The following is a 14569-nucleotide window of genomic DNA, read 5'->3' on the forward strand; positions in this document are numbered from 1 at the left end:
TGATTAAAAAATAAGTATATTATAGAGAAAGTTCTTTAATTCTATAATCTTAGAAAATATTCATATCGCTTGCAATTTGTGTAACTTTAAAAACCCTGATTGTATCTTTATATTCATTGATACTCTTAATGATTGTATGCTAGCATTAAATCTAACGATGAACATGATAAGCATTTAAAAAATAGCACTTTTAGAAATAGTTCGTCATGAATTTTTAATTCAAAAATGGTGTATAAAATGCGAAAAATATCCCTATTAATTCTCATATTAATGTTGGTAACAGGATGTGATGTTCAGGATTCTGATTCACAAGAGAGTACTGTAGAAAATAAAATAAAAACACAACAAACAACCAACGTAAACCTAGATCCCTATACTCTAAATAAATTAAATGCTCTTCTCAAAAAACGTTCAGAAACAAATTATCAGGAAAAAGGGGCACTAATTGACTTTCTTTCTGAAGCTTTTTTAGGGACACCTTACCAAGCAAATATGTTACATGGCTCAGAAAATACACCAGAAAAACTGATTATTGATTTTAGAGGCTTAGATTGCTTCACTTACCTAGATTATGTTGAAGCATTGCGCAAATCAACATCTCAAACAGAATTCATAAATAACGTCATAAAAACGCGTTATATTAACGGTAATGTTCATTTTTTAAATCGGAAACATTTTTTTACGGATTGGGCTTATAGAGAATATAAACTCGCCACTGATATTACCGCTGAAATAAGTCCCCATGCGGTAAAAATAGAAAAATATCTCAACAAAAAAGCTGATGGTGGAAGCTATCTACCTGGGTTGCCAGTTGTGAAACGCACGATAACGTATATTCCAAGTAACTTTATTAATGAGGAGGTTATAGGTCGTTTACAGTCTGGTGATTTCATTGGTATTTATACGAAACTTGCTGGATTGGATGTAACACATGTGGGCTTCTTTATCATGACAGATAAAGGGCCAATGTTAAGAAATGCTTCTTCACGAAAAGAAAACGAAAAAGTCGTTGATTCTCCTTTTATGAATTATGTTGAAAAAACACCAGGAATCATTGTTTTAAGAGCTCTTGAATAACATGCGATATGAAATATCTTCTCTATTCTTAAAATATATACTGTCGTTATTCAGGTAAACATCTAACTTCGTTCAAGCTATACGGATACAATATATTTGTTTACAGTTTTAAGAGAAAAAAGTCGTTTTGATCTAACTTTGTTTATAGGTATGACAAAATCATTTTTGGAGAAATCACGGATTTATAATCACTTTATACTGGTTGAACGATAAAGACAGAAAAAAGTCTACTATAGTATCACGCTTTCCTTTCATATTCTCAACCAAGAGCTATCTATAGATTACAGCTAATCTGATCTTTACAAATATAACGCAAAAGACACAAACGAATGTTTGTAAAAATAAGTAAAAGTAAAGCCAGATATGTTTGGTTATTGTTTATAAAGTATTCTATAAAAATTCGATCTACCTCTCTAATTTATTGCATATAAATTTTTGACTTTATAGCTTTGTTTTCCTTATAAAGTCTTTGCTTTTTGTTATTATCTATAAATTAAAATAGCCCTAATGTAGCAGCATATTTATGATTAGGATGCACCAGTACTGTACGAGTCCTTGTAAAATTTTGATGCCAGATTGGAATGAAAATATGAAGGCATCAATTAAAAACCAGTTTCTATCTTTAGCATCATTCTTTCGCTCAGCTTTACGATTTTCTACAGCAACGACAATAATATCCTTTAAAGAGTAGAGATATGAGCATTATTTTTGGTTTTTTCATTCTTTAATGAGTCCCCATCTTTCATGCAATAAAGAACACTCTAAACAGAATCCATTGTATCGATAAAACAATACATTTATTAGCAACAATAATGATGATTAATCTATGATCACAAACTTTAAAATTCTATTCATAACTTTTATATAAAATTTACAATTAAATCTCATTAAACTTATTACGAAGGCTTCACTCCTCTTCGCCCTAAGCAACGAAACATCTACTCCCGACAGTCTGTAAACAATCCGTTTTCTTAAATGGATTTAAGCTGCTAACCATTTCATGAGATTCACTTACAAAAGAATACACCGGCAAGTCCTATTTTGAATATTTACTCCATACTCTAGAAACACTTAATAGATCAAACTTATATGCCTTATCTCACCACACCTTAAATGACAGTGTTTTAACGAAATAGAATAAATCTTGCCTTAAATACTCTGTTTAATCTTGTATACTTGATTGATGCAAAAATTAAATCAACGAAAGAGCATCATTGTATTTTCGAGAGGTATGAATCACCCCATCATAAAAAAACAGTCTAACATAACAGACAATTTGAAAAAAACTTTTTATATAAAAGGGATTACCGTTGTACCGGGAGGCAATTTTGCCTCATCTTCAGGCTCGACATGAATAGAAATACGCACATTATCAAATTCTTTTTGAAGAACAGCTTCGATTTTATCACAAATTTTATGTGCTTCTCCTACCTGCATTATAGCAGGCACAACCAAATGAAACTCTATAAAAGTAACCCTCCCAGCAACACGCGTCCGCAAATCATGGACCTCAAGCGCACCCGATGCATTTGCAGAAATTAGCTCCCGAATCCGCATGCTTTCATTCAATTCAACGCCAACATCCATTAATCCCTGAACAGCATTTCTAATAACCTTCCAGCCCTGTAAGAGAATATTAACGGCAACGATTATCGCTAAAATTGGATCTAAAGCTCCCCATCCTCCGACAAAACCGGCAATCAAACCAATTAAAATTGCAAGCGACGTAAAAACATCTGTTATAAAATGCACTCCATCAGCTTTAAGAGCCGGTGAGCGATGGAGTTTTCCCTGCCCAATAAGAACCATTCCCCACATACAATTTATGACAGTTGCAATAAGATGAATAACAAGCCATATTCCAGGTTTCTGCAACAATTTAACGGTAGAAAGAGCTATCCATGCTTCTCTTAAAATAACAATTGCTGCAATAATAATGAGTATCCCTTCAAGAATTGCGGAAAAATATTCCGCTTTATGATGCCCAAAGGGATGATCATGATCCGCTGGCTTCATACTCACTTTAACAGCCCACCATGCTGCTAATGACGCAAGAATATTAACGATTGATTCCAATGCATCAGAATAAAGTGCAACCGAACCTGTGATGTGATATGCCCAATATTTCAAAGCAAAAACAATACACGCAATAAAAATAGAGTATAAAGTTAAGCTTTGTATATTGATTTTTACATCCATGAACCTCATCCTTTTCTTCACGAAATAGGGAATTAATATTTTTAACCATATCATGATACTTTTGGCATAACGACGATCTTTCCTCAATATTACAGAAGCTTCATCATACAATAAACGCCTCAGCTCACCATTATTATCGTAAAAACTGCTCAGTTACATGAACAGCATCAATAAATAAAGAAGAGAGAAAATAATAGAAAAAAGAGCTTTCCCAAGAGCAATCAAACACATCACCTTCATTATTAATCGTTTTCTGAATAACTTAAAGCCATCTCACGTCTCATAAACGAAAAACTTGTTTGTGCTCAAATCTATCATGATCATGCATTATTTTTTAATCTTATGATGTGCATTATAAGCCATCTTTGCACCTTAGAAAAAATATCTTAGCACTCTACTGTAACTTTACAGGTCAACTGGATTTTAAAAGATGATTTATTAAAAAATTTAGATATAAAAAGAAGAACAATGATTACCCTCAAAAAAAAAGAATCTGGGCATTGGGGACCCAGATTCTTTTCCCTTAGAAATTAAGGGCATACAGAACTTGGGAAATAGCGGGGACCCAAGACACTGCACCCGATACGAGAAAAAATATATGATTCCGTATCAGTATTTTTACATTATACCTATGGTTGCATATTGTCAACACAAATTCTACCATAAGTTTTAAAATAATGTTTTTTTATCTCTTTTTTTTAAATAAAACAAATTCTAACATCTGGAAATCATAAGAAAAAAGCACTAAAAATCTCGCATGCATTTGAATATCACAACAATCAATGAAACAGATGATCCACGCCTAAAAGCCTATCATAATATCCGTGAAAAAGATCTTGTTGGACGGCAACATCAATTTATTGCTGAAGGCAAAGTAACATTGTCCGCATTACTACACTCGAAAGAGTTTTCTGCCATCTCACTGCTCATCGTAGCAAACCGTCTCTCTGGACTTCTACCGCTTTTAGAAAAAACACAACCTCTATGTCCCATTTATTGCGTTCCACAAAAAGTTATGGATAATATCACCGGCTTCCATGTTCATCGTGGTGTTCTGGGTATTGGTAAACGTAAAATACTGCCATCCTTACAAAGTTTTTTAAAACATCTTCCAGAAAAAGCTTTGATTCTTGTTTTATGTGGTATCTCGAATCACGATAATATGGGATCAATTTTTCGTAATGCAGCAGCCTTTGCCTGTAATGGCATTATTGTCGACAAAACCTCATGCGATCCACTTTATCGCAAATCAATAAGAGTGTCTGCCGGCGCTGCTTTAAAAGTACCCTATACGCAAAACGCTGATATAGATGACATTATAGCTGCTCTAAACGATGAAAACTTTCATCTTTATGCACTCTCCCCTTCTGCCTCACACACTCTCAAACAAGCCAACAAAAGCAAAAGAATGGCACTTATTTTTGGAACAGAAGGCGATGGCTTACCACCCCATATACTACAACAATCAAAAACCTTACGTATTCCCATGACTGAGGGTTTTGACAGCCTTAATGTTGCCACAGCCTCAGGTATCGCACTTGCTCATTTTACCAACTTTGACCACTAAAAATGATAACACTTCAAGTTATAGAACATACCGATGTTGTATGTTATCTATCAGTCTCCAATAATATTGCCGTCCCCTAGCCTTTGAAAGCATTGATAAAAAACATTTTTACATTTTCTTTATCAATGTTTTCCACACCCTAACCCCACTTATGACGTGCAAAAGATATAATTTTGATGGATTCAATCATAAAACAAACTTTCAATGAAAAAATCCTCCGGCATTCTCTCATTCAAGTTTAAGATTAAAAAAATATCATTATAAATCAACTTACTATGTTTTATGAAGCTGTTGTTTTTAGTTCAGATGAAACAGAATCTTTTGTTTCGAGATTGCATAAAACGCGCTCTAACATCATTTCAGTATCGGCTGCACGTTCTGAATGTGTTACAAATCCTCCCCCAAGAATACGCGCCTCATGACCATTTCCATCATAAAGAACGCAAGCTTGCCCTGGTGCCACACCATTTTCACATTCCAATAAATCAACGGAAAAAATACCTCCTTTATAATGTAAGCGTGCAAGATGAGGAGGACGCGTTGAACGCACCTTTACAGCCACCTCAATACCTTGAGAAGGGAATTTATCCAAGGGCTCATCACCAAGCCAATTCACATCACGTAAAAAAAGCTTATGCGTTTCGAGCATTTCACGCGGACCAACAATAACACGTGCATTTTCCACATCGAGATAAACCACATAAAGCGCTTCACCCGTTGACACCCCAATACCACGACGTTGACCAACCGTATAATTAACAATACCCGAATGTTTACCTAAAATCTTTCCATCAATATGAACAATAACGCCAGGATTAGCTGCTTCTGGACGCAGTTTTGCGATAACATCTGAATATTTTCCTTGTGGAACAAAACAAATATCCTGACTATCATGCTTATTGGCAACCACAAAGCCCATTTCTGCTGCCATTTCACGAACGCGGGCTTTTGGAAGGTCACCAAGTGGAAAACGCAAATAATCAATCTGTTCTTGTGTCGTTGCAAAGAGAAAATAACTCTGATCACGATCATTATCGAGAGGACGAAAGAGTGCTCGATGCGCTCCGTTGGAACGCGAACGAATATAATGTCCAGTAGCCAAAGCATCTGCCCCCAATTCGCGTGCCGTTGCTAATAAATCAGCAAACTTAACCGTTTGATTACATGCAATACATGGAACTGGGGTCTCTCCATGAGCATAGCTTTCTGCAAAAGGATCAATAACAGCTTCGCGAAAGCGCTTTTCATAATCAAGAACATAATGCGGTATTCCTAATGTTTCTGCAACGCGGCGTGCATCCTCAATATCTTGTCCTGCACAACACGCCCCCACCCGATGCGTTGCTGCCCCATGATCATAAAGCTGCAACGTAATGCCAATAACATTATACCCTTCCTTTTTCAAAAGACCTGCAACAACCGATGAATCAACCCCCCCCGACATTGCAACAACAATGCGAGAATCCTCAGGTTGTCCTGGTAAATCAAGACTGTTTAAAAACATGTATTCATTCTCTATTTAATGTTCTTTTTAATGGCTACCCATATGTTAACATTCTGATGCACGCTCTTCAGCACTTTTACACGATTGATTGTCTTTATATTATTTTTTTATCCTTTCCACAACCATAGGCATTACTTTCTTAAGAGCTGCTGCAAACAAAAAAAGAATGATGGAAATAAGGCATAATGGCAATCGTTTAGGAGAAATCCTTTTTTGCTCTTTTGAAAAATGGGGTAAAATATTGCAAGAATCTCTTTTACACACTTCAACTTGAGCTTCTTTTTACATGCCCAATCACTTTATTAATTTTTTCTTTCAGCGCTTTTAGCTCTTTTTTAAATTTCATGCTCTATAAACGAATCAAGTCCTTGACTCAAGGTAGAGGATACGAATGAGCAACTTGATAAAAACACAAATGAAATATGTTATTGGGCCAGATGGAAGTCCGCTTACAATTGCCGACCTACCGCCGCAAACAACACGGCGCTGGGTGATTCGTCGCAAAGCTGAAGTTGTTGCGGCTGTCAGAGGTGGATTGTTAAGTCTTGACGAAGCGTGCCACCGTTATACTTTGACTGTAGAAGAATTTCTTTCATGGCAAAGTTTAATCGATGAACACGGTTTAGCGGGATTACGAACGACCAAGATTCAACACTACAGGCATTAAGTTGCCATTAATTACGATTTGATAACATAAAGCAATTTATAAAATAGCCAAATTTAATAAAAATTTGGCTATTTTATACTATATCCAAAAGATAAATCTGAAAGAATGGATTTTTTAATAATTGCTTTAATTGCTTTAATTGCTTTTATCATCCAGCCATTAAATTAACCAACCACTGAATTAGCCAACCATTGAATTAGATTGAATCAAAATATTCTTATCATCCGCAGAAATCTTCTTTTCTCGGGCTTCCAAAAGCTGTGCACGTTGCAGCTCTGTATTAGCTTCATGGAGAGCAATTTCAGCGTTTGTTTTTTGAAGTTCTAAATCACGAATTGAATTGACCAGATTATCACGTCTTTGCCGCGCTGCACGCGCAAAAGCAGAATAAGCAAAATGGTGAACATCATTGTTTCCAGATTTACGTTCTTCATGAGAAATCTGTGCTTCCAACTCTAACACCATTCTTTCAAATTCTGCGATCATCATCTCAAGCTGTGCAATTTCACGGCGCTTTCCACGCACTTGAAACATCCTCAATCGCACCATATTTTCTCGTGGCTTCATACTCACTACTCCTTGATTGCGCAACTCAAAACTCGCATTCACACCCAATAAATATCTTTTATTTATATGTCTATCCGACAAAAACAGTCTATTAACTTGAAATTATAATAATTTTTGCCTTTCATTAAAGCATCTGAAAATACAATCTGCTTTAAAGAGCAATAACTATTTCTTTAACTTCCCCCCCCATTATAAAATGAAGAGGTTTAAAGCTCAGTAAATAAACACTGAAATTGTAAAAAAGTAATTTATAAAGCTCTTTTACAAATTTTTTTTAAATTAAAGTTTATAGAAAAAGCCCTCCTTTGTTTATTATGTTAAAAAATATGGGATTTTTCTAAAATAATTTTGTAGCCTCTTTCAAAAATAAAAATATTTTGTTAACCACTATCATGGATAGTGGGGAATTTAGTAGTGATTGTTACGCGTACTACTGAAATGTTCATAAACACTTTGTTATAAGTGTTTAATTTAATGAATTGTTTTTATAACAGTGGTTTTGCTAACTGATATAAAATAGAAATGCTCCTTATGATTCGTGAAGGAGCAAAATGAGGGATCTAAAATGCGCGTATTATTAATTGAAGATGATAGAGCAGTTACTCAAAGCATTGAGTTGATGTTAAAGTCGGCTAACTTTAATGTTTATATCACTGATCTGGGTGAAGAAGGTATCGATTTAGGAAAACTCTATGATTATGATATCATTTTGCTTGATCTGAATTTGCCTGACATGTCAGGGTATGATGTCTTGCGGACTCTAAGGTTGGCAAAAATAAAAACTCCTGTCCTAATCCTTTCTGGTATGAATGCCATTGAAGACAAGGTTCGTGGTTTTGGCTTTGGAGCAGACGACTATATGACGAAACCTTTTCATAAGGATGAGCTCATTGCACGTATCCATGCAGTTGTTCGTCGTTCTAAAGGACATGCACAATCTGTTATTGTTACCGGAGATCTCACCGTTAACCTTGACACAAAAACCGTCGAAGTTGCAGGGCGCCCTGTTCATTTAACCGGTAAAGAATACCAAATGCTAGAGCTTCTCTCTTTACGCAAAGGTACCACCCTTACCAAGGAAATGTTTCTCAATCATCTCTATGGTGGAATGGATGAACCAGAACTAAAGATTATCGATGTTTTTATCTGTAAATTGCGGAAAAAATTGGAAGCAATCTCTTCCAGTGTAAATTACATTGATACAGTTTGGGGACGTGGCTATGTATTACGTGATCCAGTTGAAGAGAACGTACGAAAAACCGCTTAAGCAGTGAACATGCATATTGTAAAATCTCGGAGTGTAGCGGGCCGAGATTTTTTCCCGAGATCTTTTCTCTATTAAAAGTAGAGAACTCGCACACCAAAAATCTCATATAGAAAGCGCTTAAAGCTTAAGAAGTAACCACACCAAATTTACACATATAACCTTATCGCTTATAAGTTCAATCGAAGCCACTTTTCCCAACATGGCTTAAGCGCTTCTTTCTTGTTCAAAGCTTTTTTACACTTTCTAAAACAATACAATCATCACTTTCATCAATATTTATTTTCATCTCTGTCATCTGAGCAAGTAACATTGTGTAATAAAATTGGATGACATGTGCATCAACAAGCTCTTCTTGAATTTCTCCACGCAATAAAGCAAGAAAATGAGGGGGTATACGGAAAGTTCTACCGAAAATCTCAAAACGAAAAGAACGTTTATTTTCTTCTTGCAAAATCATAACAACAATTTCACCCCCACGAGAAACTGTTGCGTTTGCAATCAATAATAAATTAAGCAAAAGTTTAACTTCATCTTTTGCTAACAATAAAGAAGAAGCTTGCCATTTTAAAGTTGCTTTTTCTTCTTTCATATATTGTTGAGCAACCTGCTCTGCAGCCCGTGTATCTATTTGTCCTCCACTTGCACCAGCAAAACCAAAAGCCAATCGCGCAAATTGTAGACGTGCAGAAGCACTCGCAACGGATAAACGCACTAATTGTAAAGCATCTTCTTCAGCTCCTCCTTCATCATAAAGCTCCATTGCATTTTGAATAGCCCCCACAGGTGAAATCAAATCATGGCAAATACGACTACAAAGCAAAGCAGCAAGATCCGTAGACTTCAAAGAGATATTTAACATCATAATGATTGAAAACTCCTAGATTAAAAAAACAAACTTTATTTTAAAGAAAAACTCTTAACATCTGATGCATAATAGGAAACATTAACAATTATGCTAAAAAAATTTCAGAAATAAATTCAAGAATTTAAATAAGCTTACATCTTATTTTTTATTTGAATAGAATGAAAATTCTAATATTATCTTTTGTTTATCACTAATAAAAGGAGAAAACTCCATGGCTCACTCTCTTATAAGATACTGGTACAAAAATATTATATCTTTAATCTTCCTTTTATTCGTCACTATAAATACTGCACATGCTCAACTAAAACCAATAAGGCAAAATGAACCTCATTATTCACTCCAAGAAATTATTGATTCCGGTCATATTTTTTTTGGAAAAACAGCGAGTGGTCTGGCTGTTGCAATTCAAAATATTTTTTCACAATACGGTTATCCCAATGCCTATATTTTAGGAGAAGAAGCTTCTGGAGCCTTTTTTGCTGGATTAACCTATGGCGAAGGAATGGTTTTTACCAAAAGCTACGGTCAACATAAAGTTTTTTGGCAAGGCCCCTCAGTAGGATGGGATTTTGGCGGCCAAGGCTCCCGTTTAATGATCTTAGTTTACAATCTTAATGGCATAAATAATTTATGGAAACGCTATGGTGGTATTTCAGGTTCGGCCTATTTAATAGCAGGTGTTGGTTTTCATGTCCTCAAATACCATAATACCTTGTTAATCCCAATACGTACAGGAGTCGGCGCACGGCTTGGTATAAATATAGGATATTTAAAATTAACACCTAGGCCAACTTGGAATCCGTTTTAAACGGTTTCTTATTTGAAAAGGGGTATTATGCTTATTCAATCATTTCTTTTTTTTATACTTGGAGTTGCTTTCACTTCTTGGTTACTGGTGCTTTTATCTCCTTTTATTTGGCGTAAAGCCGTTCATTTTGCGTATAAAGATGTTTGTGCGCAAATGCCATTATCACTCGCGGAAATAGAAGCAAACCAAGATTTTCTTCGTGCACAACATGCTGTAGAATTAGCAAACAACCAACAAAAGTACGAATTTTTGCAAAAAAAATATGCCCAACAAAAAATACAACTGAGCCAAGTAACAGAACAGTTTTATCGGCTATGCCTCCCCACAAAAGATACTCTCACCAAAGAAGCAATAGCAATCAAACAAAATATCGCCACACTATACACTTCCAAAGGAAAGACAAATGATTCGTGAAAAAATTGCACACTATCAGCAACGTTTACGAAAAATCCAAACTCATGAGCTTGACACGACTACTAACCACCAATTGCTGGAAGAACTCCGTGAAGAAACAAAAGAACTTGCAGCAACATTAGCAGCTCAAATAGCGCTACAAGAGGGGGATACATCACCCATCAACACATTGATTCAAAAATCCAAAAGCAAAAATGACCTAGCATCACGTATTCGCAAAAAAATAACGTTTCTCTCCAAAAGCCCCGTTAAATAAGTTATCTTTTAAAACACCTTAAAATGGAGAGTAAAATCAACAAAGGTTCATTGTAACTTTCATAACCCAAATCCTTTTTATTAAACGTGACTTTCTAGCTAAGCTAAAGGACAACGTTTTTTAACCCATAGCGTTCTGTAAAAAAACATCTTCTTGTCTAACAGATTCACTTTCTAATCATATCACCGCCCTAAAGGATAACATTTCATAGTCCCTAGAAAGGAAATAACACCAAAATATTGGTTACACACTCTAACAAAAAATACCTTCTAAGATGGATCACCAATAGAGCTTTGACCATAATTTTAAGGATAAACACACGCTCTCAAGAGTGATAAAAATCTCTTATTTTTTTGATAATCATATCCTGATCCGTTTGTGTCAAGTAAGGATGCATTGGTAAACTTAAAACACACTCTCCCAAAGACTCTGAAACAGCAAGGGAATCTTTTACATAAGGGAAGTGTTTATAAGCAGGCTGTTGATGTAAAGGAATTTTATAATAAATCATTGTAGGGATAGAATTTTTTTGTAAAAAATCTTTTAATTTATCACGTTCTTTTACCTTAATCGTATATTGTGCATAAGCAGAACGAATATTTTCTCCCATTTCTGGAACTGTAACAATATCTCTTAAGCCATTGGAATAACGTTGAGCAATTTCTACACGCTTTTCCATTTCATCTTCAAAGATCACAAACTTTTCTAGTAAAATTGCAGCCTGAATACTATCTAGGCGCGAATTCATACCAATACGTACATTGTCATATTGCGTTTCACCTTTACCATGAAACAAAATAGAACGTAAAAGTTCTGCCAAATGATCATCATTGGTCATCATAGCGCCTCCATCGCCATAACATCCTAATGGTTTTGCAGGATAAAAACTTGTGGCAGCCACATCACCAAAAGCACCGCACATAATATTACCGCTTCTTCCGCCCATAGATTGAGCAGCATCTTCAATCACAAAAAGGTTTTCCTTTGCTGCCACTTGAGCAATTTGCACATAATCAGCAGGCAGCCCAAACAAATCAACAGCAATAATAGCCTTTGGCTTTAAACGTCCCTCTTTTTTTACCATTTTGATTGCGTGAGAAAGTTTTTCAACATCAATATTGAAGGTATCAGGTAAAACATCAACAAAAACAGGTTCAGCCCCCACCAAAGCAACCACTTCAGCCGTTGCTGAAAATGTAAAACTAGGACAAAAAACAGCATCTCCTGGACCAATATTTTTAGCCATAAGAGGCATCTTCAAAGCATCTGTTCCATTAGCACATGCAATCACATGTTTAACGCCAAGATATTCTGCCAATTTGTCTTCAAATTCTGTTACTTTTGGCCCCAAAATATACTTACCACTAGCGACTACATGCGCAATTGCAGAATTAATTTTATCTTCAATACGCGCACGCTGCGCCCCAAGGTCTATGAATTGCATATTAACTCCATTGATCATCACAAGAATGCAAAAGCGCTACCTATCTCTTTTATCTATTATAATTGACATCAGCAGCTGTTAAAATCCGTAAAACCGCAATAGCATCATCACCATTTGTACGAGGTGATTGACGCGTTTCAATACATTGAAGGAAATGCCGTAATTCGCAAGTAAGCGGCAAATCTTCACAAACATCAATGTAATTCAGCTCATCCATGCTAAAAGCCCACTCTTGATTTTCTTTCCAAACAGCAAAATGGTGTATTGCCAATTTACGACTCCACGGTTCCATATCATCAAAAACGAGCATAGCCTTTGTTCCAACAACAGTTAAACGCCTCTCACGATAAGAACTCAAGCGTGAAGTAAAAAGATGACTACGCACACCATTTGGAAAAATCATATGAATATGAGAAAAATCAGAAATCTGATCAACGACAGCAGCCCCCTCACCGCGAATTTCGGAAGGTTCACATCCTGTCAACGCCAAAATCATTGAAAGATCATGAGGGGCAAGATCCCATAAAGCATCACTGTGTGTGTGAAATTTTCCAAAGCCTAATCTATGAGAATAAATATATCGCACATCTCCCACATCTCCATTTTTCACCAATTCACACATTTTTTCAAAAGCTGGATGAAAACGCAAAATATGGCCCACCATAAAAACTCGCTCATAGGCCTCAGCCTCCTGAACTTGGCGTTTAGCATCAGAAACATTTAGAGCTATTGGTTTTTCCACCAAAACATCTTTACCGCTTTTAACAGCACGAAGCACATTTTGCGTATGAAATTGTGGGGGCAGCGCTAACACCAGTGCATCAATATCTCGCTGAGTAAAAAGATCATCTGGTTTAACAACCTCTACACCATACAGTGTTGCAAAACTGGCAGCACGATCACTATCAATATCAGAAACTGCTGCTAAAGCCCCAAGAGAGTGGAGTGTCCGTATATGATTTTCACCCCAATGACCGCATCCTAAAACCGCTACACGTGGCACCATTTTCATGCCTTACCTTACTTTATCATATGAAAATTACACTTTTACATATCGAGGATAAAATAGAATGACAAGAGAAAAGCTTAAAAACGATGCTTGACATCTTACTATTCTACCCCTTATATCCGCAAAAGATGTAATTACTGACAATTATGATTGCTTATTTTGGCGGAGTAGCTCAGTAGGTTAGAGCAGAGGAATCATAATCCTTGTGTCGGGGGTTCAAATCCCTCCTCCGCTACCATTACTTTTTGTTGTGTATATAACTTACCAGTGTAGCTGTTTGTATGTAGCTTGCCTGTAGCTTGCCAGCGGGTTTTGTATATTTTGACACTAGGTTTTGTACCAATTTATTTTTTTTCAAAGAGTTTTTAAGGGGTTCTCAAAGGGTCTTCAAAGACCTTTCAAAGATCATTTAAAGCCTCTTTTTCTTTTCTGCTCAAAATCGCAATTTTTGATGATCAATCATTGAGTTGGAATCGTATTATTTGAGAAGCAGCGTATATAAGATGGTATGACTTCTTTTAGCATAAATTGACTGATGATTTTTCTGTATCCTAAGCACATTATTCAGGACATTATTAAATAAGAGAAGCGTTTAAGGAATTCGGTCAACTTGATCAAATTGCTCTTCAGTATGCAATTGTGCAATGTTTGCACCATTGCTCCTTTGAGGAATTGGGTAAACAATACCCTATTGCTGTACTCATGCAATTGGTGCAAGTTGCACCTATTTCTCGTTTTAGCAATTGGAACAAGTTGTCCTTATTCCTCTAAATGCCCTTCATCACCAATCAAAGGGTAAACATTACCCTTTGATTTTCTGTCACTCAGAGGTTTCCTTTTCTCCTGCCTCTTTTCCCTTGTTTGGTGCCTCGAGTGTGATTTCTGTTGTGTATCCGCTTTGTTTTTCATAGCGGTGGGTGACGGT

13 protein-coding genes, 1 tRNA gene and 1 pseudogene are annotated in these 14569 nt (G+C 35.9%); 8 read left to right on the plus strand and 7 right to left on the minus strand.

The annotated features are described in order from the left end of the window. Positions 1–237 precede the first annotated feature (237 nt). On the plus strand, positions 238–1077 hold the full coding sequence (locus ACFIJL_RS05940) for a DUF1460 domain-containing protein (RefSeq protein WP_375623436.1): 840 nt from the start codon (positions 238–240) through the stop codon (positions 1075–1077). A 1290-nt stretch (positions 1078–2367) separates the two neighbouring features. Here ACFIJL_RS05940 and ACFIJL_RS05945 read toward each other — a convergent pair. Further along, positions 2368–3276, minus strand: coding sequence for a cation diffusion facilitator family transporter (locus ACFIJL_RS05945; RefSeq protein WP_375623438.1), 909 nt, complete (start codon positions 3274–3276; stop codon positions 2368–2370). Between the two features lie 757 nt (positions 3277–4033). On the opposite strand from ACFIJL_RS05945, the gene ACFIJL_RS05950 reads away from it, so the two are divergent. Further along, positions 4034–4843, plus strand: a complete 810-nt coding sequence (locus ACFIJL_RS05950; RefSeq protein WP_375623440.1) for a TrmH family RNA methyltransferase — start codon at positions 4034–4036, stop codon at positions 4841–4843. A 280-nt stretch (positions 4844–5123) separates the two neighbouring features. Here the strand turns inward: ACFIJL_RS05950 and mnmA are convergent, their stop codons facing one another. Beyond that, positions 5124–6347 (minus strand): tRNA 2-thiouridine(34) synthase MnmA, encoded by a 1224-nt coding sequence (gene mnmA, locus ACFIJL_RS05955; protein ID WP_375623442.1) that lies wholly within the window; start codon positions 6345–6347, stop codon positions 5124–5126. Between the two features lie 391 nt (positions 6348–6738). Between mnmA and ACFIJL_RS05960 the strand changes: the two genes are divergently transcribed. Then, positions 6739–7014, plus strand: coding sequence for a DUF1153 domain-containing protein (locus ACFIJL_RS05960; protein ID WP_273790817.1), 276 nt, complete (start codon positions 6739–6741; stop codon positions 7012–7014). A 180-nt stretch (positions 7015–7194) separates the two neighbouring features. On the opposite strand, the gene ACFIJL_RS05965 is transcribed toward ACFIJL_RS05960, so the two are convergent. Continuing rightward, complete coding sequence (locus ACFIJL_RS05965) at positions 7195–7581, minus strand: flagellar export protein FliJ (protein WP_375623444.1); 387 nt, start codon at positions 7579–7581, stop codon at positions 7195–7197. Between the two features lie 565 nt (positions 7582–8146). Between ACFIJL_RS05965 and ctrA the strand changes: the two genes are divergently transcribed. Continuing rightward, positions 8147–8848: a response regulator transcription factor CtrA gene (gene ctrA, locus ACFIJL_RS05970; protein WP_375623446.1), complete on the plus strand. Its 702-nt coding sequence runs from the start codon at positions 8147–8149 to the stop codon at positions 8846–8848. A 223-nt stretch (positions 8849–9071) separates the two neighbouring features. Here ctrA and chpT read toward each other — a convergent pair whose 3' ends face one another. Continuing rightward, the gene (chpT, locus tag ACFIJL_RS05975) at positions 9072–9710 is read right to left on the minus strand and encodes a histidine phosphotransferase ChpT (protein ID WP_375623448.1); all 639 of its coding nucleotides are present in this window, start codon (positions 9708–9710) and stop codon (positions 9072–9074) included. Between the two features lie 214 nt (positions 9711–9924). Here chpT and ACFIJL_RS05980 point away from each other — a divergent pair, with 214 nt between their 5' ends. From ACFIJL_RS05980 to ACFIJL_RS05990, 3 genes are read left to right on the plus strand one after another with little or no spacing between them, the layout of a single operon-like run. Further along, complete coding sequence (locus ACFIJL_RS05980; RefSeq protein ID WP_375623450.1) at positions 9925–10521, plus strand: DUF1134 domain-containing protein; 597 nt, start codon at positions 9925–9927, stop codon at positions 10519–10521. A 27-nt stretch (positions 10522–10548) separates the two neighbouring features. Continuing rightward, on the plus strand, positions 10549–10935 hold the full coding sequence (locus tag ACFIJL_RS05985; protein WP_375623452.1) for a hypothetical protein: 387 nt from the start codon (positions 10549–10551) through the stop codon (positions 10933–10935). Further along, positions 10925–11191, plus strand: a complete 267-nt coding sequence (locus ACFIJL_RS05990; protein ID WP_375623454.1) for a hypothetical protein — start codon at positions 10925–10927, stop codon at positions 11189–11191. The genes ACFIJL_RS05985 and ACFIJL_RS05990 overlap by 11 nt, the downstream gene beginning before the upstream one ends. 325 nt (positions 11192–11516) lie before the next feature. Here ACFIJL_RS05990 and ACFIJL_RS05995 read toward each other — a convergent pair whose 3' ends face one another. Next, on the minus strand, positions 11517–12635 hold the full coding sequence (locus ACFIJL_RS05995; protein WP_375623456.1) for a DegT/DnrJ/EryC1/StrS family aminotransferase: 1119 nt from the start codon (positions 12633–12635) through the stop codon (positions 11517–11519). 49 nt (positions 12636–12684) lie between these two features. Next, on the minus strand, positions 12685–13641 hold the full coding sequence (locus ACFIJL_RS06000; RefSeq protein ID WP_375623460.1) for a Gfo/Idh/MocA family protein: 957 nt from the start codon (positions 13639–13641) through the stop codon (positions 12685–12687). Between the two features lie 164 nt (positions 13642–13805). Between ACFIJL_RS06000 and ACFIJL_RS06005 the strand changes: the two genes are divergently transcribed. Further along, positions 13806–13882 (plus strand) — tRNA-Met (locus tag ACFIJL_RS06005). A 582-nt stretch (positions 13883–14464) separates the two neighbouring features. Here ACFIJL_RS06005 and ACFIJL_RS06010 read toward each other — a convergent pair. Next, a pseudogene (locus tag ACFIJL_RS06010) lies at positions 14465–14569 on the minus strand (late control protein); the annotation flags it as partial.

Source organism: Bartonella sp. TT119HLJHH (genome assembly GCF_042193385.1).
GTDB lineage: Bacteria > Pseudomonadota > Alphaproteobacteria > Rhizobiales > Rhizobiaceae > Bartonella.

Bases quoted from the DNA above. Each gene is read 5' to 3' on its own strand.
- ACFIJL_RS05940 (WP_375623436.1), top strand. From the start codon at position 238: ATGCGAAAAATATCCCTATTAATTCTCATATTAATGTTGGTAACAGGA.
- ACFIJL_RS05990 (WP_375623454.1), top strand. From the start codon at position 10,925: ATGATTCGTGAAAAAATTGCACACTATCAGCAACGTTTACGAAAAATC.
- ACFIJL_RS05945 (WP_375623438.1), bottom strand. From the start codon at position 3,276: ATGGATGTAAAAATCAATATACAAAGCTTAACTTTATACTCTATTTTT.
- mnmA (WP_375623442.1), bottom strand. From the start codon at position 6,347: ATGTTTTTAAACAGTCTTGATTTACCAGGACAACCTGAGGATTCTCGC.
- ACFIJL_RS05995 (WP_375623456.1), bottom strand. From the start codon at position 12,635: ATGCAATTCATAGACCTTGGGGCGCAGCGTGCGCGTATTGAAGATAAA.
- ACFIJL_RS06000 (WP_375623460.1), bottom strand. From the start codon at position 13,641: ATGGTGCCACGTGTAGCGGTTTTAGGATGCGGTCATTGGGGTGAAAAT.
- ACFIJL_RS05950 (WP_375623440.1), top strand. From the start codon at position 4,034: ATGCATTTGAATATCACAACAATCAATGAAACAGATGATCCACGCCTA.
- ACFIJL_RS05965 (WP_375623444.1), bottom strand. From the start codon at position 7,581: ATGAAGCCACGAGAAAATATGGTGCGATTGAGGATGTTTCAAGTGCGT.
- ACFIJL_RS05960 (WP_273790817.1), top strand. From the start codon at position 6,739: ATGAGCAACTTGATAAAAACACAAATGAAATATGTTATTGGGCCAGAT.
- chpT (WP_375623448.1), bottom strand. From the start codon at position 9,710: ATGATGTTAAATATCTCTTTGAAGTCTACGGATCTTGCTGCTTTGCTT.
- ctrA (WP_375623446.1), top strand. From the start codon at position 8,147: ATGCGCGTATTATTAATTGAAGATGATAGAGCAGTTACTCAAAGCATT.
- ACFIJL_RS05980 (WP_375623450.1), top strand. From the start codon at position 9,925: ATGGCTCACTCTCTTATAAGATACTGGTACAAAAATATTATATCTTTA.
- ACFIJL_RS05985 (WP_375623452.1), top strand. From the start codon at position 10,549: ATGCTTATTCAATCATTTCTTTTTTTTATACTTGGAGTTGCTTTCACT.